Source organism: Spirillospora sp. CA-142024, from assembly GCF_050942325.1.
In the GTDB taxonomy this organism is placed as follows: Bacteria; Actinomycetota; Actinomycetes; order Streptosporangiales; family Streptosporangiaceae; genus Spirillospora.
On sequence record NZ_CP192077.1, the window covers coordinates 2608500 to 2629777 of the forward strand.

A 21278-nucleotide genomic window follows, 5' to 3' on the forward strand; every position below is an offset into this window, starting at 1 on the left:
CGGGGCGGGTCGGCGCACCGCGGTGTCCTACCCGGCGGTGAGCCGCGCGATCGGGGCGGGCGGGGCCGCGGCCGGAAGGTCGACCCGAAGCAGCGCGCCACCGCGTGCGGAGCGGGCGACGGTGGCCCGGCCGCCGTGGGCGTCGACGACCCGCTGCACGATCGACAGCCCCAGACCGGATCCCGGCAACGCCCGGGCGCCGTCGGCACGGTAGAACCGGTCGAACACCCGCGGTACGTCGGCGGCGTCGATGCCCGGCCCGGCGTCGTCGACCTCGAGCACCGCCGACGCGCCCTCGGCACGGAGCCGGACCTGGACCGGCTGGTCCGCGGGGGACCACTTGCCGGCGTTGTCGACGAGGTTGAGCACCGCCCGCTGGAGCGCAGCGGGACGCCCGCTCACCCACACGGAGGTCACGTCGAGCGCAACCTCGATGTCGGGCACGCGGGAACGCGCCCGGGTCGCGGCGGCCACCACCACGTCGGCGAGGTCGAGCAGCTCGGTGCTCTCGTCGCCGACGTCACCGCGCGCCAGGTCGGTCAGCTCGGCGGCAAGGGTGCTCAACTCGGCCACCTGGGCGCCGAGATCGTTGAGCAGCCGGGTCCGGCTCTCCGCCGGCAGTGCGCTGTCCAGGGTGCCGTGCCGATCGAGCCGGATCAGCAGCTCGACGTTGAGGCGCAGGCTGGTGAGCGGGGTCTTGAGCTCGTGGGCGGCGTCCTCGGCGAGCAGCCGCTGGGCCCGCCGGGAGTCCCGGAGCGCGGCGAGCATGTCGTTGATCGACTGGATCAGCCGCCGGATCTCGCCACCGCCCTCATCCGGGATGTCGGCGTCGAGATCCCGGGTGTGCGCGACACGTACCGCGGCGGCGGTCAGCCGGTCGATCGGTGCCAGCCCGGTCCGCGCCACGGTCCGCCCGACAAGGGCGCCGCCGACCACGCAGAGCAGCCCGATCAGCAGCATGCCCAACCCGAACCGGGTGATCGGGCTGTCGTCGTCGGTGACGCGGGCCACCTGGACCGCGCCGTCGCCCGCCCGCAGCGTGTAGATGAAGTAGCCGTCGCTGTCGTTCGACTCCATCAGATCGGCCGACGCGCCCTGCGCCACGCGCCCGGCGTGCTCGCTGACCGGGGGCAGCGCGGGTTGGCCGGCCGGCGTCCGGGTCGAGCCGTCGGGCAGGATGACCCGCACCAGCCGACCGGATCCGGGATACGGCGGTAGCTGGACCTGCGCCAGACCGGCGCGCTCCGCGTTCGCCGCCAGGACGCGGGAGTCGGCGCGCAGCTGATTCTCGGCGGTGTCCTGCAGCTGCCAGTTCAGTAGCTCGATGCCCACCTGGAAGGCCACGAACACGCTGACCGCGATGGCCGTCGCCGCGATCACCGTCAGCCTGGTCCGCAGGGACCGCCGGCGCCACCATCGGGTCGGCCGACGCGGTTCCCGGCCGGCGGGCCTGCTCACGGAGGAGTCTCCCGCAACGTGTATCCCAGGCCGCGCAGCGTGTAGATCAATCGCGGCTCACCCTCGGCCTCCATCTTGCGGCGCAGGTAGCTCACGTATACCTGGAGGTTGTTGGCGGTGGCGCTCATGTCGAAGCCCCAGACCGCCTCGAACAGCGCGTCGCGGGTCAAGACCCGGGTCGCGTTGCGCACGAGGACCTGCAGGAGGGAGAACTCGGTCCGGGTCAGGCGCAGCGGCCGCCCGCCCCGCCACGCCTCGAACCTGTCGGGATCGAGCCGGACGTCGGCGAACGACAGGATCTGCGACTCCCCGTCGGGCGGCGTGCGCCGGCGCAGCAGGGCCCGCACCCGGGCCAGCAACTCCTCGGTGGCGAACGGCTTGGGCAGGTAGTCGTCGGCGCCCGCGTCCAGCCCCGCGACCCGGTCGGAGACCTGGTCGCGGGCGGTCAGCATCAGCACCGGCAGATCCCGGCCCGCGGCCCGCAACCGCCGGCAGGTCTCCAACCCGCCGAGGCGGGGCATCATCACGTCGAGGATCAGCAGATCCAGCGTGTCACCGCCGGCCCCACCGACCCCGTCGAGCACGGCGAGACCGTTGGCGACGGTGCTGGTGTCGTAACCCTCGACCTGGAGCACCCGCTCCAGCGACTCACGGATGGCCCTCTCATCATCCGCGATCATGATCCGCACGCCGGCCCGCCCCCTTCCAGTCGATGCTTTTGCCGCTCATTGTCCCCGATCAACCTGAGGCCAGGATTAGGGCGTGTCCGATAGATCTTGATCTATCGGACCAGTAGTTGTTGGTCGGTGACGCGGCGGTTCGAGCTGACTGATGCGGAGTGGGAGCGGCTTGCGCCGCTCCTGCCGTCTTGTGGTGGTCGTGGTGGTCAGTGAGCCGATCACCGGCGGGTGGTGTCGGGCATCTTGGACCGGGTTCGGACGGGGGTGCCATGGCGGGACCTGCCGGAACGGTTCGGGCGTGGAAGACCTGCTATGAGCGACATCGCCACTGGTCAGCGGACGGAACCTGGCGCCGAACGTAACGTCCCCTCGGGGATGCGGGACCGTCCGGGCGCTGTGGACGGTCCACGACTCGGCTCACCCCGGTTGGCGGCACGGCTCGAACCGATCCCTCATACCCCAACCCAAGATCGTTCTCAGCGTGACCGCGTGGCGTCGGCGACCGGTTCGCCCGGCAGCGGGCACGACCTGACGGTGCCGGGGGCCGGTCGAGGTCGACCGGACAGTGAACAAGGACGGCAACGTCGGCTTGGGCGGCCGCACCGCCACCGCATCAGCGAGCTCAGCCAACTCAACGTCAATTGGCGCCACTGCACGTGCTGTGCTTGCTCTTGCGCCATTGGGGGTTGCTCGGGTCCATGTCCATTGGATGTCCATGGCGCGCGGAATCCATGTGGCGCGTGGCGGTATGAGCCGGACAGCGGTGAGGACAAATGGCTGCCGGGACGGAAAGGCCCCCCGACCCTCGGTGGTGAGGGTTGGAGGGCTCAGGGGGTCGGTTGGTGGGGCTCAGGCGGCCGTCCGGGCGGCCGCCTGGACGGCCGTGCGCAGGGCTTCGCGGGTCAGGAGCAGGACGGGCCCGTCGGGGTCCTTGCTGTCCCGCACCGCCACCACACCCGGGAGCCCCGCCAGTTCAACGCAGTTGCCGCCGTTGGACGTGGTGTAGGTGCTCTTGCGCCAGTTGGCGTTCCTCAGGTCCACTTTTCTTGGACCACCTTTCTAATCAGTTCACGTGACATCTCTTCCGTGAGAGTCCGTGAACGAAGAGCGATCAGGGTCCGCGCCATGATGGAGAGGTCTGTGGGGTCGTCTGTCGTGATGGCGCGTATGGCCGTCTCGACGTAAGCGATCTCGCTTCGATCATCCATCGTCGCGACCATGAACCCGCCTGAGTTGCCGTCATGCTCGCCGCTTGCCAACACTACTTGAATCGTGACATTGGGCAACATGCTCAGGTCCAGGAGGTGCTCAAGCTGCTCTTTCATGGTCTCGGGTGTGCCGACCCGCCGGTGAAGCGCCTGCTCGTCAATGAGTAGCACGAGGCTGGGCAGAGTTGCCTCGTCGTTGCCGGTAAGGATCTCCTGACGCTGTATCCGTGCGTCGACCGCCTCCTGGTTGCCGCGAAGCAAGGCCGACGCATAAGCCGGGGTCTGTGCGAGGCCGTTGACCAGCATGGGTTCCCAAGAAACCAGCATCGCCGCGTCTGCCTCGATCTTGGGCCAGTCGAACCAGATCGGAACGGGGTGTCCGTCCTTGTTCAGGTCCTCCCACAGGCTGATCAGTGCGCCGCCAGCTTCCATGTAGTCGTCCACGATTTCCGCGAAAGATCGGCTTGCGCGCCTCTTACCGGCTTCGATTCGGCTCACCTGCGCGCCGCTCAGGTTCGTCAAGTGTGCGACGGTCTCCTGCTTGACCCCCTTGGCTTCTCGCAATCGACGCATCTGACGGCCGAACGCGACGAGTGCAGGGGACTCGCGGGGGCGCTGACGACGTGGGGGCATGGCCCTTTGCCTTCCTATGGCATCTGTCCGAACCAGACAGTGACTTACCAGCGTCTACCGACCTAATCGGGTAAGCACCACCGTACCTTGGACAGTGGCTCAATGTGTGGTGTTCGGCACACGCAGTGAGGAGAGGGTCGTGGGCGAGGCGGTGCATGGGGAGATGGTGGTCAAGCGGGACCTCAAGGCCGTGGCGGAGGTGCGGCGGTTCGTGCGGCTCGTGTTGGGCGGCTGGGACGTGGACGACTTCGTCCCGTGCCTGATCGCCAGTGAACTGGTCACCAACGCCATCCGGTACGCGACCACGGCGGACGACGAGGTGATCTTCCGCATCGGGCGGACGGGCGACGGCGCGGTCTGGGTGGAGGTGCAGGACTCCACGTGCGACATGCCGCGCATCGAGAGCGCCGACGTCAACGGCGAGTCGGGCCGTGGCCTGTTCGTGGTCGAGCGGTTCACCCGCTGCTGGGGCGCCCGGCCGCTGGCCGGCGACGTCGGCAAGGTCGTTTTCGCGGTCCTCAACTCGTGAAGGGAACGAGCGGAGGGGCGGCCCGGCGACCGTCCCTCCGCCTTCTCGCTCACCCTGTGATGGCATCCACGGATGTGTGCTGCGTCGCCCGGGGCGGTGTGGTGCGGCGGCGGGCGGGCCACCAGAAGCGGGGGCCCGCGTCCAGGGCCAGGGCGGGGACGATCACGGAGCGGACGAAGAAGGTGTCCAAGAGAACTCCGAGGGAGGCCAGGACGCCGATCTGCACCATCATCGTGATCGGCATGACGCCCAGAACGCCGAACGTGGCGGCCAGGACGAGCCCGGCGCTGGAGATGACGCCGCCGGTGACGCCCAGGCCCCGCAGGACGCCGGTGCGGTGGTCGGTGCGTCCTGCCTCCTCGCGGATGCGGGAGACGAGGAAGAGGTTGTAGTCCACGCCCAGCGCGACCATGAACAGGAAGCCCATGAGGGCGACCTGGATGTCCAGGGCGGGGAAGCCGAACGCGTACCGGAACAGCAGCCAGGCTCCGCCCAGGGCGGCGAAGTACGACGCGACGACCGTGGCGATCACCAGGAGCGGGGCGATCAGTGCGCGGAGCAGGGCGACCAGGACGAGCAGCCCGACTCCCAGGACCAGCGGGATCACCACCCGCCGGTCGTGGGATTGGGCGTCGGCGAGATCGATCTCGCCGGCGGTGCTCGCCCCGAACAACGCGTCCGGGACGGTCTCGCGTAGTTCGCGCACGGTCTCCCTCGCCGCCGCGCTGTCGGGCGGCGAGGTCAGGACGACGTCGAACCTGGTCAGGCGGCCGTCCGATGAAGGCTGGGGTGTTAATTGTGGTGACACAAAGTAATGATACGATCACGGTCGTGAAGATCGTTGTGCAGGTGAAGTTGATGCCGGACGCCGGGCAGGCGCCGGCGCTTGAGCGCACCCTGCACATGGTCAACGAGTGCGCGAACTGGGTTTCGGCCGCCTCGTTCGAGGCGTACGGGCTCAAGGGATCCGTCAAGGATCTGAGGTCGATGGCCTATGGCGAGCTCAAGGCCCGTGGTCTGGGTGCGCAGGCCGCGCAGCATGTCATCAAACGCGTGGTGGATGCCTACACCACGTTGCGGGCCAACATCCGGGCCGGGAACCTGGGAGTGATCGGTCCAAGCGGCGCCGCAAGGCCACCTCCAAGCCGATCGTGTTCCGTGCGGATGCCGCGCACACCTACGACGACCGGTGCCTGTCGTGGAACTACGACGCCCAGACCGTATCGGTCTGGACGATGGACGGGTGCCTGAAGCACGTCCGCTTCGCCTGTTCGGCCACGGCGCTCAAGCAGCTCACCCAGCACCGCAAGGGCGAATCGGACCTGGTGTTGCGGGACGGCAAGTGGTTCCTGATCGCCACGTGCGAGGTCCCCGAGGCCGAGAGGTATGAGCCGAAGGACTGGATCGGGGTGGACCGGGGCATCAGCAACACCACCAGCGACGCCGACAACCACTGCGGGCGGCGCCTGGACCGCTACCGGCGCTGGCAGGCCCGCAAGAAGGCCGAGATCCAGGCCGAGAAGACACGCTCGGCCGTCCAGCTCCTCAAAAAGCGCGCACGCCGGGAATCCCGGCACGCCACCCACACCAATCACAGGATTTCCAAGACCGTTGTTGCTGTCGCCCAACGCACCGAACGCGGCATTGCCCTGGAACAACTGGGCGGTATCCGCGAGCGGGTCACGGTTCGACGCGACCAGCGAGCACGGCGGTCTTTTTTCTGCTGTCGTCGGTGCGGCCTCGCTGGGCCCGCCGACGTCGTCGCCGGGGTCAACGTGCGCGACCGCGCACGCTCGGCGTGGGTATTCGTCAACATGCCCCCACTGGTCCCCGCCTGAGCGGGAACCGGCGATGTGACCCGTGACCGCCCCGCCGTAGAGGGCAGTCGGGAGCATAAGCAACGCTCTTCGGACTGAGCCAACAAGCCCGGTCCTTCAGGGCCGAGTAGTTGACACCTCCGGGAACGCCAGGAATCTGGTGTGCAGGGTCCGCGCGTCCGGCGGCGGGTCGTCGTCGTCGCGTTTGTACCGGTAGAGGAGTGCTATGTACTCCTCGAAGAAGGGACGCAACTGGTCCGGCGTCAGCGTGACCGTGCCGAACGAGAAGAGCAGGGCGTCCGCCCAGGGGCCCATCCCGTCGCGTTCCCGCTGGTAGCGCGCGAGCATCTCCAGTTCGTTCGCGAACTCCAGCCGGGTCACCTCCTCCACCGCCTCGCGCATCTTCGGCGACTGCTCGCGGTACGGGGGAAGCCGCCGGTCGCCGGGCACGGCCCGCCACCAGCGCTCCCGCCCGCGCGCGAGCTCCGGGACCTCCTCCACGAACCCGTGCCTGGCGAGCTGCCGCAGGTGGTAGCTCGTCGAGCCGGTGCTCTCGCCCAGCTCGCGGGCCAGGGTGGTGGACGAGACGGGCCCGCGCCGCATGATCTCGGCGATCCGCTGCCGCAGCGGGTGCGCCAGCAGCCGCACCTGCTGCGGATCGGTGATCACCTCCGGGGCCGGTTGTTCCTTCATGAAAAGGACGCTAAAAGTTGCAAAGGGCCTTTGCAACGCTTCTTGGCAAAGTTCACCGGAGAGGACGAGGGGCCGCGACCTGAGAGGTAAGCGGTGGGTCCCCCTGTGGTCCCGACGGGCGCCGCGCCCGGGGTGCGCGTCCTTGGCTGACGAACGCGGGTGTGGTCAACTTAAATCGCTGGCAAGGGTGAGAGGGAGCCGAATGCAGCATCAGGTGGAGGAAGTGCCGCCCGGGGCGTCGCTCGCCGAGAAGGTCGAGTGGCTCATCCGGAACCTGTGGCCGGCGGAGGCCGGGCCGCCGCGCAACAACGTGGACACGGCCGCCGCCATCGCCCGCGCCACCGGGGAGGACATCTCGTCCACCACCGTATGGAAGCTGCGCACCGGACGGCAGGAGAACCCGCAGCTCAAGACGCTGACGGCGCTCGCCACGTTCTTCGGCGTACCGATCGGCTACTTCGGCTTCTCCAGCGAGTCCGACCCGATCGGCGACGACCTGACGCTGAAGGCGCTGCGCCGGGACGTCGAGCACGGCATCATCCGGCCCGAGGTTCTGCGCGCCCTCGTCGACCTCTCGCCCGAGGCCCGCTGGGTCGTGGACGAGATGATCCTCGCCGCCGCCGAGGCCGACCGGGAACGGCACGCCTAGCGGCCGATGTTTCGCGGACGGCCCGATCAGGTAGAGGGCGACTAGCAGGTCACCCGTACCCCGGAGGGGCAATGCCGCCGCACGTCGTCGTCCTCTCGGTTCTCGGGCTGGTGGCGGCCGTGGTGGCGGGGGTCTACGCCGTGTCCTTCGCGGCCGCGCCACGGGGGTTCGTGAGCGGGCCGTTCCTTTCGGGGGCGCGGCCGGCCGAGCACGCGCTGTCGCGGTACCACGTGCGCTGGTACGCGGTGTCGATGGTCTTCCTGGCCTTCGACATGGAGATGGTCTTCATGTATCCGTGGGCGCTCGTCGTCGCGTCGATCGGCGTCAAGGCGGTCGTGGAGATGTTCGCCTTCCTCGCGCTGCTGCTGGTCGGCGTCCTCTACGCGTGGCGGGAGGGGGCGCTGCGGTGGGCCTGAGCCGGTTCGCGGCCCCGCGCCCGTTCGTCGTCACGGCGGCGGACGGGACAGGGGATCGGCTCGCGGTCGAAGGGACGCTGCGGACCCGGGGATGGCGTCCCGCCTTGTCGTCCGCCGAGACGGGGCTGCTCGTGGTGTGCGGGAACCCGGGCCCCGCCCTGGCCGAGGCCATCGACACCGTGTGGCGGGACATGCCGGAGCCGCGCACGCGCGCGTCGGCGTCCGATCTGGAAGGGGTCGCCGGCGGTTCGCGCGGCCCCCTGGAGATGGACGCCGGCATGGCCGGACGGGCGGACGACCGGGACGGGCTGCGGCTCGATGTCCTGCATGTGCCGCTCGGGCCCGTCCTGCCGTACTGGCCCGCCGGGCTGCGCGTCGATCTGACGTTGCAGGGGGACGTCGTCCAGGCCGCCGGGGCCACCGCCGTCGACACGGGCGAGGGGACGTTCTGGACGGAGGAGCGGCAGGCGGCCGCTCGCCTCGACAGCGTGTCGCGGCTGCTGCGCGTCGCAGGGTGGGAGGCGGCGGGGGAGCGCGCGGCCGTCCTGCGGGACGAGGCGTTGACCGGTGCAACCGGCGACGTGCCGGCGCGGCGGTTCGCGGCGTTCGCACGGACGGTCGGGCGGTCGCGGGCCCTGCGATGGATGACGCGGGGCGTCGGCGGTGTGCAGGAGCGATTGGACGAGTGGCTGCGGGAGATCGCCGAGTCCCTGGAGGGGCGGGTCCATCGTCCGCGCGCTCCCTGGGGCGAGGTGCTGGAGCGGCTGCCGTCGCGGCTCGAAGGAGCCGGGCTGGCCCAGGCCCGGCTGATCGTGGCGAGCCTCGACCCGGATCTCGGGGCGGGCGCCGATGGCTGAGGTCCTGGTGCTGGGAGTGCTGGCGGTGGCGGCGGCCGCGCTGAGCGGCGCGCTCGCCGGCCGCCCGGCCGAACCGTTCCAGGAGGTCGCGCGGCTGCTGACGACGCAGCGGCGGGTCACGGCCAGGTCCGATGTGCTGCTGACCCGGATCGGGGTCGTCTCGCTGCCGGTGGCGGCGGCCCTCGCGGCCCTGGTGGTGCCGTTCGGTGAGCGTGCGGCGGTCGCGACGAGGGTCGGCGTCGTCTGGTTCAACGCCATGGAGGTCGTGGCATGGGGGTCGGTGTGGCTGGCCGGCTGGGGCGTCAACTCGGCGTTCGGGCTGGTCGGCGGCTACCGGTTCATCGCGCAGGGGCTGGCGTACGAACTGCCGCACATGTTCGCGCTCATCACCGCCGCGCTGGCCGCGCACTCACTGGACCTGAGGGTGATCGGCGGCGCGCAGGACGGGCTCTGGTTCGCGGTGTGGATGCCGGTCGCGTTCGCCGTCTACCTGGTCTCGGCGGCGGCGATGGCGTTCTGGGGGCCGTTCGACCACCCGGTGGGCGGTGATGTGGCCGGGGGCGTCCTGGCCGAGCTGTCCGGACCCGACCGGCTCGTCTTCCTCGCGGGACGGTACGGGCTGCTGACGGTGGCGTCCGCGGTCGCCGTCCCGCTGTTCCTCGGGGGCGGAGCGGGGCCGCTGCTGCCGGGGTGGGCGTGGTCCCTGGTGAAGACGTGCGCCGTCCTCACCCTGCTGGTGTGGACGCGGCGGCGCGTGCCGGTGCTGCGCATGGACCGCGCCATGACCGTGGCGTGGACGGTCCTGATCCCGGCCACGGTGCTGCAGATGCTCGTCGTCGCGATCGTCGTGGTGTGAGGAGGGGATCGTGGAGGCCGTCGCGTTCTGGGTGCTCGCCGTCGCCGCGGTCGGGTCCGGCATCGCCGTGTTCGCCGTGGACTCGATGGCGCGGGCGACGTTCGCGCTGCTGGCGTCGTTCCTGTGCACCGGAGCCGAGCTGCTGCTGATCGACCTGCACTACCTCGGCGTGCTGGTCGTGCTCATGATGATCATGGAGATGCTGGTGATGGCCGTCTTCATGATCATGTACATGATGAACCCGGGCGGGCTCATGCCGATGACGATGACCCACAACGCGCGGGGCGCGTTCGCCATCTCGGGGGCCGCGTTCGCGGCGCTGGCGGCCGGGATCTTCGCGGTTCCGTGGCCGGAGCGGGCGGGGCGTCCGCCGCGCGATCCGACCGTCGCGCTCGGCGAGTCGATCATGGGGCCGAAGATGCCGGTCATGATGGTGATCGGCGTCGCCATCCTGGCCACCATGATCGCGACCGTGGTGCTGGCCACGCACCGGGGGCGGTACGACCGTGACGCTTGAGACGTTCCTGCTGCTCGCCGCCGCGCTGTTCTGCGTCGGGCTGTTCGGGGCGCTGTCGCAGCGGTCGATCGTGATGCTGATCATGGGTCTCGAACTCATGGTCAACGGCGTGCTGGTCGCCGGGGCCGGGTTCTGGTACTGGGTGTCGCCCGGCACGGCGGACGGGCAGGTCCTCGTGCTCGTCGCGATCACGGTGATGGCGCTGGAGATGGCGATGGGGTTCGCCGTCGTCACCGCGCTGTTCCGGGCGCGCGACGTGGACATGACCGATGACGCCGGGGACCTGCGCGGATGACGGTGCTTCCGGGGTGGGCGGGCGGGCCGGCGGTGGACGGGCTGTCCGCCGTGCTCCTCGTGACCCTGGGCGTCGTCCTGGTGGCCGTCCTCGCGTATGCGGCGGGGGAGGGGTTCGGTGCCCGGTTCCACCTGCTGATGCTGCTGTTCGCGGCGGCCATGGCGGTCACGGTGACCGCCACCGATCTGCTGCTGTTGCTGATGGGCTGGGAGGTCATGGGCGCCACGTCGTACGCGCTCATCGGCTACCTGTGGCCGGACGCGGACCGGGTGCGGTCGGCGAACGTCGCCTTCCTGACCACTCGGGCCGCCGACATGGGCCTCTACGCGGCGGCCGGATTCGCGGTCGCCGGAGCCCATTCGCTGCGGCTCGACGACCTCGCCGGCGCCGGCGCCCCCTGGCGGGACCTCGTCGCGGCGGGAGTGGTGGTCGCCGCGCTCGGGAAGTCGGCACAGCTGCCCTTCTCGTTCTGGCTGTCACGGGCGATGGCCGGACCCAGCCCGGTGTCCGCACTGCTGCATTCGGCCACGATGGTCGCCGCCGGCGCGTACCTGCTGATGCGTCTGCATCCGCTGCTGGCCGCGACCGGATGGGCTGAGACGCTCGTTAGCTGGACGGGTGCGCTCACCGCGCTGGTCCTGGGCGCTGTCGCGGTGGCCCAGCGCGACCTCAAACAGCTTCTCGCCGCGTCCACGTGCGCGCAGATCGGTTTCATGGTGCTGGCGGCGGGCGTCGGTTCCGTGGCCGGCGGGGCGGCCCAACTCGTCGCGCATGCGGCGGTGAAGAGCCTGCTCTTTCTGTGCGCCGGAGTGTGGGCCCGGCGCGATCGGCTGGTCGGCGTCGTGTTCGGCGTGGGGGCGCTTGCGCTGGCCGGCGTCCCGCCCCTCTCGCTGTGGGTCACCAAGGACGAGGTACTGGGCGGCGCCTTCGAGCGGTCGGCCGGACTGCTCGCGGTGGGGCTCGCGGCGTCCGTGCTGTCGGCCGTGTACGCCGCCAAGGCCTTGGTGGGTTTGCTCCGACCCGCCGAGGGCTCCGAACTGCGGTTCTTGGAGCGGGCTCCGTTGGTGGTGCTCGCGCTCCCGGCGGGCTCGCTCGGGGCGCTCGGGATTCCGGCGGTGGCGGACGGCTGGCGGCGGATTCTGGACGTCCCGGGCGAGGGCGGCCCCGACGTGCGGGTGGCCGTGCTTTCCGGTGTGCTCGCGCTGATCACGACGGGCGCGGTCGTGGCCGTCCGGCGGGTTCCGGAGCCCGGATGGGCCGTGGACTGGCTGCATCTGGAGCGGGCCGTCTCGGTCGCGGTGGTCCGTCCCGTGCTGGCGGCCGCGCGGGCCCTGGCCCGCTTCGACGATCGCGTTGTCGACGGTGCGGTGCGCGGCGTCGCGCGCGGCGGACGGTCGCTCGCCGGTCTCACGGGTCGTCGTGTCGAGTTCCGGGTGGACGGGCTGGTCGGCGCGGTCGGACGCGCCGCGCGGGGGCTGGCCGCGCTGGCGAGGCGTCCGCAGACCGGGCAGGTCCACATGTACTACGCCCAGGCCGCGGTCGTGCTCGCGGTGCTCGTCGCCGTCGCCCTCCTGGCCGGGTGAGCCGATGCTGACGCTGGTGATCTTCCTTCCGGCGGCGGTCGCGCTGGCGCTGCCGGGGGTCCCGCGACGCGCCGTGCCCTGGGCGTGGATCGGCGTCAGCCTGCTGGAGTGCGCCCTCGTCACAGGCATGTGGGTCGTGCACGGGACCGGCGGCGGGGTCTCGTTCGAGACGGACGTGCGGTGGATTCCGTCCGTCCGGGCCGGCTACCACGTGGGCGTGGACGGGCTGTCGCTGCCGCTGCTGGCGATGACCGCCGTCCTGTTCGCGGCATGCGCGGTGTACTCGTTGCGCCGGACGCACCAGGTGCGGGCGTTCGCGAGCGTGTTCCTCTCCCTGGAGACGGTGTGCCTCGGGCTGTTCGCGGCCCTCGACCTGCTGCTGTTCTTCGTCTTCTTCGACCTGTCCATCGTCGGCATGTACTTCGTGATCCTGCTTTGGGGGCACGGCGACCGGTCGCGCTCGGCGCTGAAGTTCTTCCTGTACACGTTCCTGGGGTCGCTCGTCCTGCTGCTGGGGTTCATCGGGATCTACCTCGGGGCCGACCCGCACACGTTCGACATGGTGGAGCTGACCCGGACGCCGCCGCTCGCCGGATCGCCGGGCCTGGCCGCGCTGACGCTCCTCGCCGTCGCGATCGGTCTCGGGATCAAGACGCCCGTCGTCCCGTTCCACACGTGGCTGCCGCCCGCGCACACCGACGCGCCCGCCGCCGGGTCGGCGATCCTCGCCGCGGTCATGCTGAAGATGGGCACGTACGGCCTCGTCCGGATCGCGATGCCGATGCTGCCGGACGCCTGGCGCCGCTACGCCCTGGTCATACTGATCGTCGGCCTTGTGAGCGTCCTGTACGGGGCGCTGGTCGCGCTCGCACAGGACAACGTCAAGCGGCTCGTGGCCTACACGTCCGTCAACCACATGGGCTACATCGTTCTGGCGCTGGGGGCGGCCGGGTACACCTCCGGCGGCGCGGACGCGCGGCGGCTCGCGGTGACCGGCGCGGTCACGCAGATGGTCAGCCACGGGCTGGTGACCGGCGCCCTGTTCCTGCTGTGCGGGGTCCTGTACGAGCGGGCCGGAAGCTACGATCTCGGGCGGTTCGGCGGCATCGCCGGTGACGCACCGGTCTTCGCCTGGCTGATCGGGATCGCCGCGTTCGCCTCGCTGGGGCTGCCCGGGCTGTCCGGATTCATCGCCGAGTTCCAGATCTTCGCCGGGACGATCGGGACGGGGACGGCGGCGACGGCCGTGACCGGCACGTTGGCGATCCTCGGCATCCTGATCACGGCGGCGCTGTTCCTGCGCGTCCTGCACACGGCCGTGCTCGGACCGCCCGGTGAGCTGACCCCGCGGGTCACCGACGTGCGGCGGCCCGAGCTGGCGGCGCTCGTCCCGCTGCTGGCGCTGTCGCTGCTCATCGGCGTCGCGCCGCGCGTCCTGCTCGACACGATCGAGCCGCTGTCGGCGGCCGTCGTCGCGCTGGTGGGCCGGTGATGAACGAGAACCCGGCCGACCTCGCCCCCGAGCTGTGCGTGCTCGGCGCCGCCGTCCTCGGGCTCGTCGCCGGGCTGTTCCTGCCGCGCCGCGGGCAGTGGCGGGTCGGCGTGATCTGCCTGGCAGGACTCGTCGCGGGGCTGGCCGCCGCGGGCGTCGCCGCCGCGCGTCCCGATCTGGTGGTCTTCGACGCCCTCCGCGTCGACCCGGTCACGCACGTCACCCGGATCGCCGTGCTCGGCTCGACGGCGGCGATCGTGGTGCTGGCGGCAGGCCGGGTGCGCGGCCATCCGCGGGAGAGCGAGCACTATGTGCTGATCCTCCTTTCGGCGCTGGGCGCGATCCTGCTCGGCACCTCGGCCGACCTGCTGGTGCTCGTCGCCGCGTACCTGCTGGCGAGCATCCCCGCGTACGCGCTCGCCGGGTTCGGCAAGGACGCGGCCGGAACGGAGGCCGCGCTGAAGTACTACCTGATGGGCGCGCTGCTCGGCGTGCTGATGCTCGCCGGTGTGACGCTGCTGTTCGGGGTCGGGCGCGGGACGGCCTACCTGGTGCTGCGGGCCGGGCTGGCGGACGCGCCGCCGGCGGCGGTCGCGGCGGGCGTCGTCGCGCTGCTCGCCGGACCGCTGTTCAAGGCGGGCGCCGTCCCCGGGCACTTCTGGGTGCCGGACGTGGCCGAGGGCGCCCCGCCGGCCGTCGCCGCGTACGTCACCACCGTCCCGAAGATCGGTGCGTTCGCCGCCCTTTACCGGTTCGCGGCCGAGACGCGCCCGGACGGCTGGCCCGCGCTCCTCGCCGTGGTCGCGGCGGCGACGATGACGCTCGGCAACCTCGCCGCGTTCGGGCAGGACAACGTCCGGCGCCTGCTGGCGTACTCGACCATCGGCCAGGCGGGGTTCCTCCTCGTCCCGGTCGCGATGGCGGGACGGACGGACCTGGCGCAACCCGCGCTGCTGTACTACGTCGCGGCCTACGCGGTGACGAACCTCGGGGCGTTCGCCGTCGTTCTCGCCGTGGGACGGGACGACCTGAGCGGCTACGCCGGACTGCTGCGCGGGTCACCGCTCCTGGGCCTCTCGCTGATCGTCTGCCTGCTCGGGTTCGTCGGCACGCCGCCGACCGCCGTGTTCGTCGGGAAGGTCCTGATGTTCGGTGCCGCCATCGACGGCGGATACGTCTGGCTCGCCGTGGTCGCGGCGGTGAACACGGTCGCGAGCGTCTTCTACTACCTGCGCTGGATCGTCCCGCTGTTCCGGCGGCAGTCCCTCCCGTCGCGTCCGGCGCGCGCGGCCGCGGCGGTCGCGGTGACCGCCGCGGTGTTCTCGCTGGCGCTGGGCATCGGCAGCGGGATCGCGCTCACATGACCGGCGTAAGGGCCGGCCCTGAGAGCGACTAGGGGGCGTAGCGGCGGGCCAGGGTGCGGAACGCGAGCTTCGGCTCCCAGTGGCCGGTCTTCTCGTAGCCGAGGCGGGAGTCCGCCGGGAGCACCTTGACCAGCGAGAACCCCGCCATGTCGAGGTCGTGGCACGGCTCGGGCGAGTAGGGCGAGTCGGCGTCGATGAAGTTGTAGACGAACGCGCCGTGCACGCCCTCGGCCTCGTAGACGTCCAGGAGTTCGGAGATGTAGCGGGCCTGCGTCCGCTCGTCCCGGACGTACCCCGGCGGGACGACGGGCGGGTCCTGCGTCCAGTCGACGATGTCGAACCCGTCGCCGCCGCGCTCGTCCGCGCCCCGGTACGTGCAGCACCCGAACTCGGTGATGACGACCGGCTTGCCGAACCGGTGCAGCGCCCGGACGTCCTGGACATAGGTCGCCTTGTTCGACGCATCCCTGTACAGGTCGACGCCGACCACGTCGAAGCCGCGCCAGACGACGTTCTCCCACACGCCGGACGTGTAGGTGAGGCGGCCGCCGAACAGGGGGCGGACGGTCTTCAGCGCCCGTCCGAGGAAGGCGTTGAGACGCTTGTCGTACCCCCACCCCGCCGGAGTGCCGAGGTTGGCCGCCCGTTCCATCCAGTCCTTGCCGGGCACCAGGCCGGCCATGAAGATCGTCAGCTCGCAGCCCAGCGAGATGCCGACCCCGGGGTGGGTGCGGCGGAGCCGTTCCGCCTCCCGGGCGACGGCCGACACGAACCGCAGCGTCGTACGGGCGTCGTGGTCGAACTGGCGCGGCTCGAACCAGACGAACATGCCCTCCGCGGCCGCGTAGCGGGCCGCGAGCATGAGGCGGCGCAGATCGGAGCCGAGGAGGATGAGCGCGTTGCAGTGCAGATCCCGGCGGATCGCGCGGATCTCGCGCCGCACGTACTCCGGCTTCCACACCTCGCGTTCGGTGTCGTAGTTGACGCCGTGCTGCGGCAGCCGTCCGCTCTTCGGGGCGGCGGCCCGCGCGGGCCGGACCGCGGCCCCGCCCGCGACGGCCGCCGCCGCCGCCCCGGCCAGCACTGTCCTGCGGCTGATCGATGCCATGGCCTGCTCCTCGATGCTCGGTCGTCCTGGCCCCGAGTCTTTTCCAGAGCGGGCCGGGCGGGCAGCGGCCACCGGGCGATGCGTCGGCGACCAAAGTCGCCGGGCGCGATGCCGAAGGTCGATCAGGCGAGCAGGCCGTGCTCCTCGGCGAGGTCCAGCGCGGCTTGCGCCGCGGGGGCGAGCATGTGGCGTTCGCCGCGCCCGACGTAGACGTACTCGTCCACCTCGCCGGCCGCCGCCATCGCGCCGCGGTAGGCGGCGGTGAAGCACGCCATGCGGACGTGGGCGAAGTCGGGCTGGTCGTGGGCCGGGGCCCTGATCACGCCCAGTTCCCGGAAGGACGCCTGGTCGAGCTCCAGGTCCAGTTCCTCGTGGACCTCGCGGGACAGCGCCGACCAGTCGTCCTCGCCCGGCTCGCGCTTGCCGCCGGGCAGGTAGAGGAGGTCGCGGCCCCGTGAGCGGACGGCGAGCATCCGGCCGTCCGACACCTGGATCCACGCGACGACATCGAGATCTTCCACGTGATCAGTCTCCTACAGGCGGGGGACGCGCAGGGTGACGGTCCGCACGTCCGCGAGACCGAGGATCTCGGCGGCCGAGCCCTGGTTCACGGCCAGGCCCAGCCAGCCGGACGAGTCGATCCAGAGAAGCGGCACGCCGGGGCCGACGGCGCCGAAGGTCTCCTCGAAGGTGATGCGCTCGGCGCCGGGCCTGGGAACGGTCCATGCGATGTCCAGCGGGGTGCCCGGGTGGAGTTCACCGAACGCCGCCGTCAGGTCCTCGCGCTCGGCGCCGAGGATGAGGCTGCCGAAGCGGTCGGTGTAGAGGACGGGAGCGGTCAGCTCGCCGTCGCGCGCGGCCGGCGGCGGGACGTCCAGAGGCAGCGGATCGACCTGCGCGCCGAGATCGCCGACGTCGACGCCGTTCGCGACGTGCGCGGCGGCGGGGGAGAAGACGTCGCGGCCGTGGAACGAGGCCGACACCTCGGGCAGCCGGTACGCCGTGTTCTCCAGCGCGTGCGCCCGGACGGCGCCGCCGAGCCTCTCCGCCGCCGGGACAAGGAGGCCGTTGTCGGGGCCGATGAGCACGTCACCGCGCCCGGTCTCGATCGCGACGGGCGGCCGCGGCGTGCCGACGCCCGGGTCGACGATGCCCGCGTGCACCCCGACCGGCAGATAGGGCAGCGCCTGGCGCAGCAGCATCGCGCCCTCGCGGACGTCGAACGGGGTGATCTCGTCGCTGAGCACGAGCACGTTCGCCGCCGGTGCGATGGAGTACACCACCCCCGCGCAGATCGCCGTGTAGGCGGCGCCGAAGTCGGTCGCCAGGCTGACGAACGGGCGGCTCTCGGACATGCGGCGATGCTATCCAGCGAGCCCGTATGCTCCGGGACGTGCGCGCCGAAGCCCTCGACCCCGTCCTGCTGCGGACGTTCGTCTCCGTCGCCGACCTCGGCTCGTTCACCGCCGCCGCTGCCGCCGAGGGTTACACGCAGTCAGCCGTGTCCCGGCAGATCGCCGCGCTGGAGGACGTCTGCGGGGTGGAGCTGTTCGCGCGCGGGGCCCGGGGTGTCCGCCCGACCCCGGCTGCGGAATACCTGCTGCCGCACGCGCGCGGCCTCCTCGACCGGCTCGCCGACACCGCCCGCGCGCTGGACGGCCTGCGCCGGCTGGACGCAGGGACACTGCGGCTCGGCGCGTTCCCCACCGCGAACGCCGCGCTCGTCCCGCGCGCCCTCGCCCGGTTCCGGGCCCGGCATCCCGGAGTGCGGCCGATGCTGCGCGAGGGGACGACCGAGCGGCTGCTGCCGATGCTGGACGCCGGCGACCTCGACATCGCGCTGGTCAGCACGCACAAGATCCCGTCGATCGCGGCGGACGAACTCGTGCCCCTGCTGGACGACGCGCTCCTCGTCGCGCTGCCGAGCGGCCACCGGCTCGCCGCGCGGGACCGCGTCCCGCTGGCGGAGCTCGCGGACGAGCCGTGGATCGTGGCCGACGACCCCGAGGCCGTCGCGGCGCTGCGCGCCCGGTGCGAGGCGGCCGGGTTCGTCCCGGAGACGCCCCTGCGGGTCGCCGAGTGGATCTCCAAGCTGGGCCTGGTCGCCGAGGGGTTCGGCGTCACGCTCGTCCCGGCGCTGGCGGCGGTCGCGATGACGCGGGAGGGCGTCGTGCTGCGCGCCGTGACGGCCGGCCGGCCGCGCCGCGCCGTCTACGCGGCGGTGGGACGGCACGCGCGGCGGTCCCCGGCCGTCACCGCGTTCCTGTCGGACCTGCGGGACGTGGCCGGGGAGCTGCGGCCGTCCACCGGCTGAGCGTCCCGGCGGCCGCTCAGGGCAGCGCGGCGACGATCTCGACCTCCAGCAGCGCGTCCGGGTGGAACAGGCGGGAGACCTCGACGGTCGTGCTGGTCGGCGGCGGGCCGGTGAAGTGCTGCCTGCGGACGGCCCCGTACTCGGGCAGCCGGTCCAGGTCGGTGACGAACGTCCGGACGTTGACGACGTCCTCGAAACCGGCTCCGTGGGCGGCGAGGATCCGGTCCAGCAGCGAGAAGATCACTTCGGACTGGCGGGTCATATCGCCGGGCGCGTCCATTTTGCCGTCCTCGTCCAGGGCGATCTGACCCGACACGAACAGCAGCGATCCCTGGGTCACGACGGCGGTATGGGAGTAGGCGGGGTTCGGCGGCGCGGGGACGGTCGCGGGGTTGCCGAGCGTGACGCGCATCTGCGTGGTCCTCCTGACGTGGTCGACGGCGGTCAGGTGATCGACGCTAGGCCCTGGACCGGCCATGTCACCAGCGAAGACTTCGCAAGCCAGTCATGCGTTATGTGCATGGCTCAAACCGCGAAGAGGACGGCGGTCGCCGCCAGCAGCACCGTCAGACCCGTCATGACCAGGATGGAGATCGGGTCGGCCGCGCCGCCGCCCGCGGGCAGCCGGGTCCGCCGCTTCCCCAGGCTCGCCCGGGTGCGGCGGAGCAGGAGGGCGGCGCCGCCGCAGACGACCGCCGCCGCGGCGGCCGCGCCCGGCGCCGAGGGCGCGAGCCGCACGCACAGCAGTCCGGCGGCGATCAGCGACAGGGTGGTGCGCGACCAGGCCAGCGCGGTCCGCTCCAGTTGCGCCCCGGGATCCCAGAGCCTCACCGGGGCCTCCGGCGGGACGGCCCGCCGCGCACCGTCATCGGGTGGCCAGGAGGGCCACCAGCAGGACGATCGCGGCGGCCGCCAGGCCGTAGGCCATGATCGGCGCCAGCGCGGGCGGGGGGAGCGTCTCGGCGCGGCGCAGGGCGCGTTCGGTGCGCAGCCAGCGGCGGAACGCGAAGGCGGCGACGAGGGCGCCGGTCGCGGCGAAGCCGACCGCGAGGCCGTTGCGCAGCGCCGGCTGGACCAGGTCGCCGGCGAGCGCGAGGCCGATGCCGCCCGCGATCAGCGCCAGCGCCGTCCGGATCCAGGCCAGGAACGTGCGCTCGTTGGCCAGGGAGAAGCGCGGGTCGGGGTCGCTGCCCTCGGCGAGCAGGCGGTCGGTCCACCTGCCGCCGGGGTCCTCGGGGGGCCGGGTCGTGGTCATCGCCATTCATATTAGGCGACGAATGCGAATGTCCAATTTCCGGAACATGAATCGCAATTCCGATCGAACATCTCGGAAATGCCTGGTGGGGGCGGTCAGCCGGGGCCGAAACGGCGGGCCGAGGCGTCCTCCTGGGCGAGCCGGTGCAGGGCGGTGAGCACCTGCTCGTAGAGGATGGTGGAGACGATCAGCGTGTGGACCGTCCGGGCCCGCGGCGCGCCGCTCGCGACCCGGCCGACCTCGTGCTCGGCGACGTCCATCGCGGCCTTCACGTAGGGGCGCAGGTCCCGGAGGGTGATCGGGAAGCCGAGGCGGCGCAGCGCCACGAAGGTGTGCGCGAGCAGGTCGCGGGCGGGGGCGCGGTCGCCGACCGTCCAGCCGAGCTCGCGGACGAGGGCGTCCACGTCCTCGCGGGCGGCGCGCCAGTGCGGGTCGTGCGGGGCGGCGACGTGCGGGCCGATCGCGTGCCGGGCGGTGGCGAACAGCTGGTGCAGGCCGACGCGGTCGTCGTCGACGGCCTCGATGATCTGCTGGATCGCCGAGACCGGCAGGTCGCCGACCTCGCGGAGCGCGCTGATCAGCCGCAGCCGCTCCAGGTGGCGGCCGTCGTACTCCGAGCGCGTGGCGCTCACGGCCGAGCCCTTCGGCAGCAGGCCCTCCCGGATGTAGAACTTGATCGTCTGGACCGTGAGCCCGCTGCGATCGCTGAGCTCGGAGATCTGCACCGTCGCACCCCCTTGACCGGAGCCCAACGGTATCGAGGTCGGTCGACGGGATACCGGCACTTCCGATGTCTGACCGGCTTATGACGGTTCGGGGTGGTCCCCGGCGTCAGGACGCCGTGCGGCGCATCCCCTCGGAGATCTTCTCGGCGGCCGCGGCGACGGGACCGGCGTGCAGCCGGCCGGGGGAGCGGGTCAGCCGTTCGAGCGGGCCGGACACCGACACGGCCGCGATCACCCGTCCGCCGGCGCCGCGGATGGGCGCGGAGACCGAGCCGACGCCCTGCTCGCGCTCGCCGACGCTCTGCGCCCAGCCCCGGCGCCGGACGGACGCGAGCGTCGTGGCCTCGAACTTGGCGTTGCGCAGCCCGCGGTGCAGCCGGTCGGGCTCCTCCCACGCGAGCAGGATCTGCGCGGCCGAGCCCGCGGTCATCGGGAGCGCGGCGCCGACCGGGATGGTGTCGCGCAGCCCGCTGGTGCGCTCCGCGGCGGCCACGCAGACCCGGACGTCCCCCTGGCGGCGGAAGAGCGAGGCGCTCTCGCCGGTCAGATCGCGCAGCTGGGCCAGGATGGGCTGCGCGATCGCGAGGAGGCGGTCCTCGCCCGCCGCGACCGCGAGTTCGGCGAGCCGCGGCCCGAGGATGAACCGTCCCTGCGTGTCGCGGTGCACGAGGCGGTGGTGCTCCAGCGCGACGGCCAGCCGGTGGGCGGTGGGGCGGGCCAGCCCCGTCGTCTGGACGAGCTGCGCGAGCGAGGCCGGGCCCGCCTCCAGCGCGTTCAGTACGCGAACCGCTTTGTCAAGTACGCCGACTCCGCTAGAGTTGTCCATGTC

27 protein-coding genes and 1 pseudogene are annotated in these 21278 nt (G+C 71.9%); 14 read left to right on the forward strand and 14 right to left on the reverse strand.

From position 1 onward, the window contains the following. Window positions 1–27: 27 nt before the first annotated feature. Entirely contained in the window at window positions 28–1458 is a 1431-nt protein-coding gene (locus ACQPZP_RS12575; protein ID WP_433477805.1) for a HAMP domain-containing sensor histidine kinase, read from the reverse strand. After that, window positions 1455–2138, reverse strand: a complete 684-nt coding sequence (locus tag ACQPZP_RS12580; protein WP_433477806.1) for a response regulator transcription factor — start codon at window positions 2136–2138, stop codon at window positions 1455–1457. The genes ACQPZP_RS12575 and ACQPZP_RS12580 overlap by 4 nt, the downstream gene beginning before the upstream one ends. Window positions 2139–2264: 126 nt before the next feature. Here ACQPZP_RS12580 and ACQPZP_RS12585 point away from each other — a divergent pair. Beyond that, window positions 2265–2435: pseudogene (locus tag ACQPZP_RS12585) on the forward strand (transposase); the annotation flags it as partial. A gap of 552 nt (window positions 2436–2987) precedes the next feature. Here ACQPZP_RS12585 and ACQPZP_RS12590 read toward each other — a convergent pair. Then, window positions 2988–3179 carry a DUF397 domain-containing protein gene (locus tag ACQPZP_RS12590; RefSeq protein ID WP_433477807.1) on the reverse strand — a complete coding sequence of 64 codons (192 nt, stop codon included), beginning with the start codon at window positions 3177–3179 and terminating at the stop codon, window positions 2988–2990. Beyond that, a complete protein-coding gene (locus ACQPZP_RS12595) occupies window positions 3170–3979 on the reverse strand; it encodes a helix-turn-helix domain-containing protein (RefSeq protein ID WP_433477808.1) in 810 nt (269 codons plus the stop codon). Before ACQPZP_RS12595 ends, ACQPZP_RS12590 begins: the two co-directional genes overlap by 10 nt. Before the next feature lie 139 nt (window positions 3980–4118). Between ACQPZP_RS12595 and ACQPZP_RS12600 the strand changes: the two genes are divergently transcribed. Further along, a complete protein-coding gene (locus ACQPZP_RS12600; protein ID WP_433477809.1) occupies window positions 4119–4508 on the forward strand; it encodes an ATP-binding protein in 390 nt (129 codons plus the stop codon). Window positions 4509–4557: 49 nt separating this feature from the next. Here ACQPZP_RS12600 and ACQPZP_RS12605 read toward each other — a convergent pair whose 3' ends face one another. After that, window positions 4558–5316: an MMPL family transporter gene (locus ACQPZP_RS12605; protein ID WP_433477810.1), complete on the reverse strand. Its 759-nt coding sequence runs from the start codon at window positions 5314–5316 to the stop codon at window positions 4558–4560. A 23-nt stretch (window positions 5317–5339) separates the two neighbouring features. On the opposite strand from ACQPZP_RS12605, the gene ACQPZP_RS12610 reads away from it, so the two are divergent. Continuing rightward, window positions 5340–5759, forward strand: a complete 420-nt coding sequence (locus tag ACQPZP_RS12610; RefSeq protein WP_433477811.1) for a hypothetical protein — start codon at window positions 5340–5342, stop codon at window positions 5757–5759. Further along, window positions 5660–6346, forward strand: coding sequence for a hypothetical protein (locus ACQPZP_RS12615; RefSeq protein WP_433477812.1), 687 nt, complete (start codon window positions 5660–5662; stop codon window positions 6344–6346). Before ACQPZP_RS12610 ends, ACQPZP_RS12615 begins: the two co-directional genes overlap by 100 nt. 96 nt (window positions 6347–6442) lie before the next feature. Here ACQPZP_RS12615 and ACQPZP_RS12620 read toward each other — a convergent pair whose 3' ends face one another. After that, window positions 6443–7018, reverse strand: a complete 576-nt coding sequence (locus ACQPZP_RS12620) for an ArsR/SmtB family transcription factor (RefSeq protein WP_433477813.1) — start codon at window positions 7016–7018, stop codon at window positions 6443–6445. Between the two features lie 202 nt (window positions 7019–7220). On the opposite strand from ACQPZP_RS12620, the gene ACQPZP_RS12625 reads away from it, so the two are divergent. The 9 genes from ACQPZP_RS12625 to ACQPZP_RS12665 all read left to right on the forward strand — a co-directional run bounded on the left by ACQPZP_RS12625 (window position 7221) and on the right by ACQPZP_RS12665 (window position 15047). Next, entirely contained in the window at window positions 7221–7667 is a 447-nt protein-coding gene (locus ACQPZP_RS12625) for a helix-turn-helix domain-containing protein (protein ID WP_433467946.1), read from the forward strand. A 71-nt stretch (window positions 7668–7738) separates the two neighbouring features. Then, entirely contained in the window at window positions 7739–8083 is a 345-nt protein-coding gene (locus ACQPZP_RS12630) for an NADH-quinone oxidoreductase subunit A (RefSeq protein ID WP_433477814.1), read from the forward strand. Further along, window positions 8074–8940, forward strand: a complete 867-nt coding sequence (locus tag ACQPZP_RS12635; RefSeq protein WP_433477815.1) for a hypothetical protein — start codon at window positions 8074–8076, stop codon at window positions 8938–8940. Before ACQPZP_RS12630 ends, ACQPZP_RS12635 begins: the two co-directional genes overlap by 10 nt. After that, complete coding sequence (locus tag ACQPZP_RS12640; protein WP_433477816.1) at window positions 8933–9796, forward strand: NADH-quinone oxidoreductase subunit H; 864 nt, start codon at window positions 8933–8935, stop codon at window positions 9794–9796. The genes ACQPZP_RS12635 and ACQPZP_RS12640 overlap by 8 nt, the downstream gene beginning before the upstream one ends. Before the next feature lie 10 nt (window positions 9797–9806). Further along, window positions 9807–10313: an NADH-quinone oxidoreductase subunit J family protein gene (locus ACQPZP_RS12645; RefSeq protein WP_433477817.1), complete on the forward strand. Its 507-nt coding sequence runs from the start codon at window positions 9807–9809 to the stop codon at window positions 10311–10313. Then, window positions 10303–10608, forward strand: a complete 306-nt coding sequence (nuoK, locus tag ACQPZP_RS12650) for an NADH-quinone oxidoreductase subunit NuoK (protein WP_433477818.1) — start codon at window positions 10303–10305, stop codon at window positions 10606–10608. Before ACQPZP_RS12645 ends, nuoK begins: the two co-directional genes overlap by 11 nt. Then, the gene (locus tag ACQPZP_RS12655; protein ID WP_433477819.1) at window positions 10605–12191 is read left to right on the forward strand and encodes an NADH-quinone oxidoreductase subunit 5 family protein; all 1587 of its coding nucleotides are present in this window, start codon (window positions 10605–10607) and stop codon (window positions 12189–12191) included. Before nuoK ends, ACQPZP_RS12655 begins: the two co-directional genes overlap by 4 nt. A gap of 4 nt (window positions 12192–12195) precedes the next feature. Beyond that, window positions 12196–13683 carry a complex I subunit 4 family protein gene (locus ACQPZP_RS12660; RefSeq protein ID WP_433477820.1) on the forward strand — a complete coding sequence of 496 codons (1488 nt, stop codon included), beginning with the start codon at window positions 12196–12198 and terminating at the stop codon, window positions 13681–13683. Then, window positions 13683–15047, forward strand: coding sequence for an NADH-quinone oxidoreductase subunit N (locus ACQPZP_RS12665; RefSeq protein ID WP_433477821.1), 1365 nt, complete (start codon window positions 13683–13685; stop codon window positions 15045–15047). Before ACQPZP_RS12660 ends, ACQPZP_RS12665 begins: the two co-directional genes overlap by 1 nt. A gap of 28 nt (window positions 15048–15075) precedes the next feature. Here the strand turns inward: ACQPZP_RS12665 and ACQPZP_RS12670 are convergent, their stop codons facing one another. The 3 genes from ACQPZP_RS12670 to ACQPZP_RS12680 all read right to left on the reverse strand — a co-directional run bounded on the left by ACQPZP_RS12670 (window position 15076) and on the right by ACQPZP_RS12680 (window position 17510). Beyond that, window positions 15076–16155, reverse strand: a complete 1080-nt coding sequence (locus ACQPZP_RS12670; protein ID WP_433477822.1) for a hypothetical protein — start codon at window positions 16153–16155, stop codon at window positions 15076–15078. A gap of 122 nt (window positions 16156–16277) precedes the next feature. Continuing rightward, a complete protein-coding gene (locus ACQPZP_RS12675; protein ID WP_433477823.1) occupies window positions 16278–16676 on the reverse strand; it encodes an NUDIX hydrolase in 399 nt (132 codons plus the stop codon). A gap of 12 nt (window positions 16677–16688) precedes the next feature. Then, window positions 16689–17510: an SAM hydrolase/SAM-dependent halogenase family protein gene (locus ACQPZP_RS12680; protein WP_433477824.1), complete on the reverse strand. Its 822-nt coding sequence runs from the start codon at window positions 17508–17510 to the stop codon at window positions 16689–16691. A 38-nt stretch (window positions 17511–17548) separates the two neighbouring features. Between ACQPZP_RS12680 and ACQPZP_RS12685 the strand changes: the two genes are divergently transcribed. After that, window positions 17549–18469, forward strand: a complete 921-nt coding sequence (locus ACQPZP_RS12685; protein WP_433477825.1) for a LysR family transcriptional regulator — start codon at window positions 17549–17551, stop codon at window positions 18467–18469. A gap of 16 nt (window positions 18470–18485) precedes the next feature. Here the strand turns inward: ACQPZP_RS12685 and ACQPZP_RS12690 are convergent, their stop codons facing one another. The 5 genes from ACQPZP_RS12690 to ACQPZP_RS12710 all read right to left on the reverse strand — a co-directional run bounded on the left by ACQPZP_RS12690 (window position 18486) and on the right by ACQPZP_RS12710 (window position 21275). Then, window positions 18486–18881, reverse strand: coding sequence for a RidA family protein (locus tag ACQPZP_RS12690; RefSeq protein WP_433477826.1), 396 nt, complete (start codon window positions 18879–18881; stop codon window positions 18486–18488). A gap of 113 nt (window positions 18882–18994) precedes the next feature. Continuing rightward, the gene (locus ACQPZP_RS12695; RefSeq protein WP_433477827.1) at window positions 18995–19300 is read right to left on the reverse strand and encodes a DUF202 domain-containing protein; all 306 of its coding nucleotides are present in this window, start codon (window positions 19298–19300) and stop codon (window positions 18995–18997) included. A gap of 34 nt (window positions 19301–19334) precedes the next feature. Beyond that, window positions 19335–19724, reverse strand: a complete 390-nt coding sequence (locus ACQPZP_RS12700) for a YidH family protein (protein WP_433477828.1) — start codon at window positions 19722–19724, stop codon at window positions 19335–19337. Between the two features lie 95 nt (window positions 19725–19819). After that, window positions 19820–20449: a MerR family transcriptional regulator gene (locus tag ACQPZP_RS12705; RefSeq protein WP_433477829.1), complete on the reverse strand. Its 630-nt coding sequence runs from the start codon at window positions 20447–20449 to the stop codon at window positions 19820–19822. A gap of 106 nt (window positions 20450–20555) precedes the next feature. After that, window positions 20556–21275: an IclR family transcriptional regulator gene (locus ACQPZP_RS12710; RefSeq protein ID WP_433467964.1), complete on the reverse strand. Its 720-nt coding sequence runs from the start codon at window positions 21273–21275 to the stop codon at window positions 20556–20558. Window positions 21276–21278 lie beyond the last annotated feature (3 nt).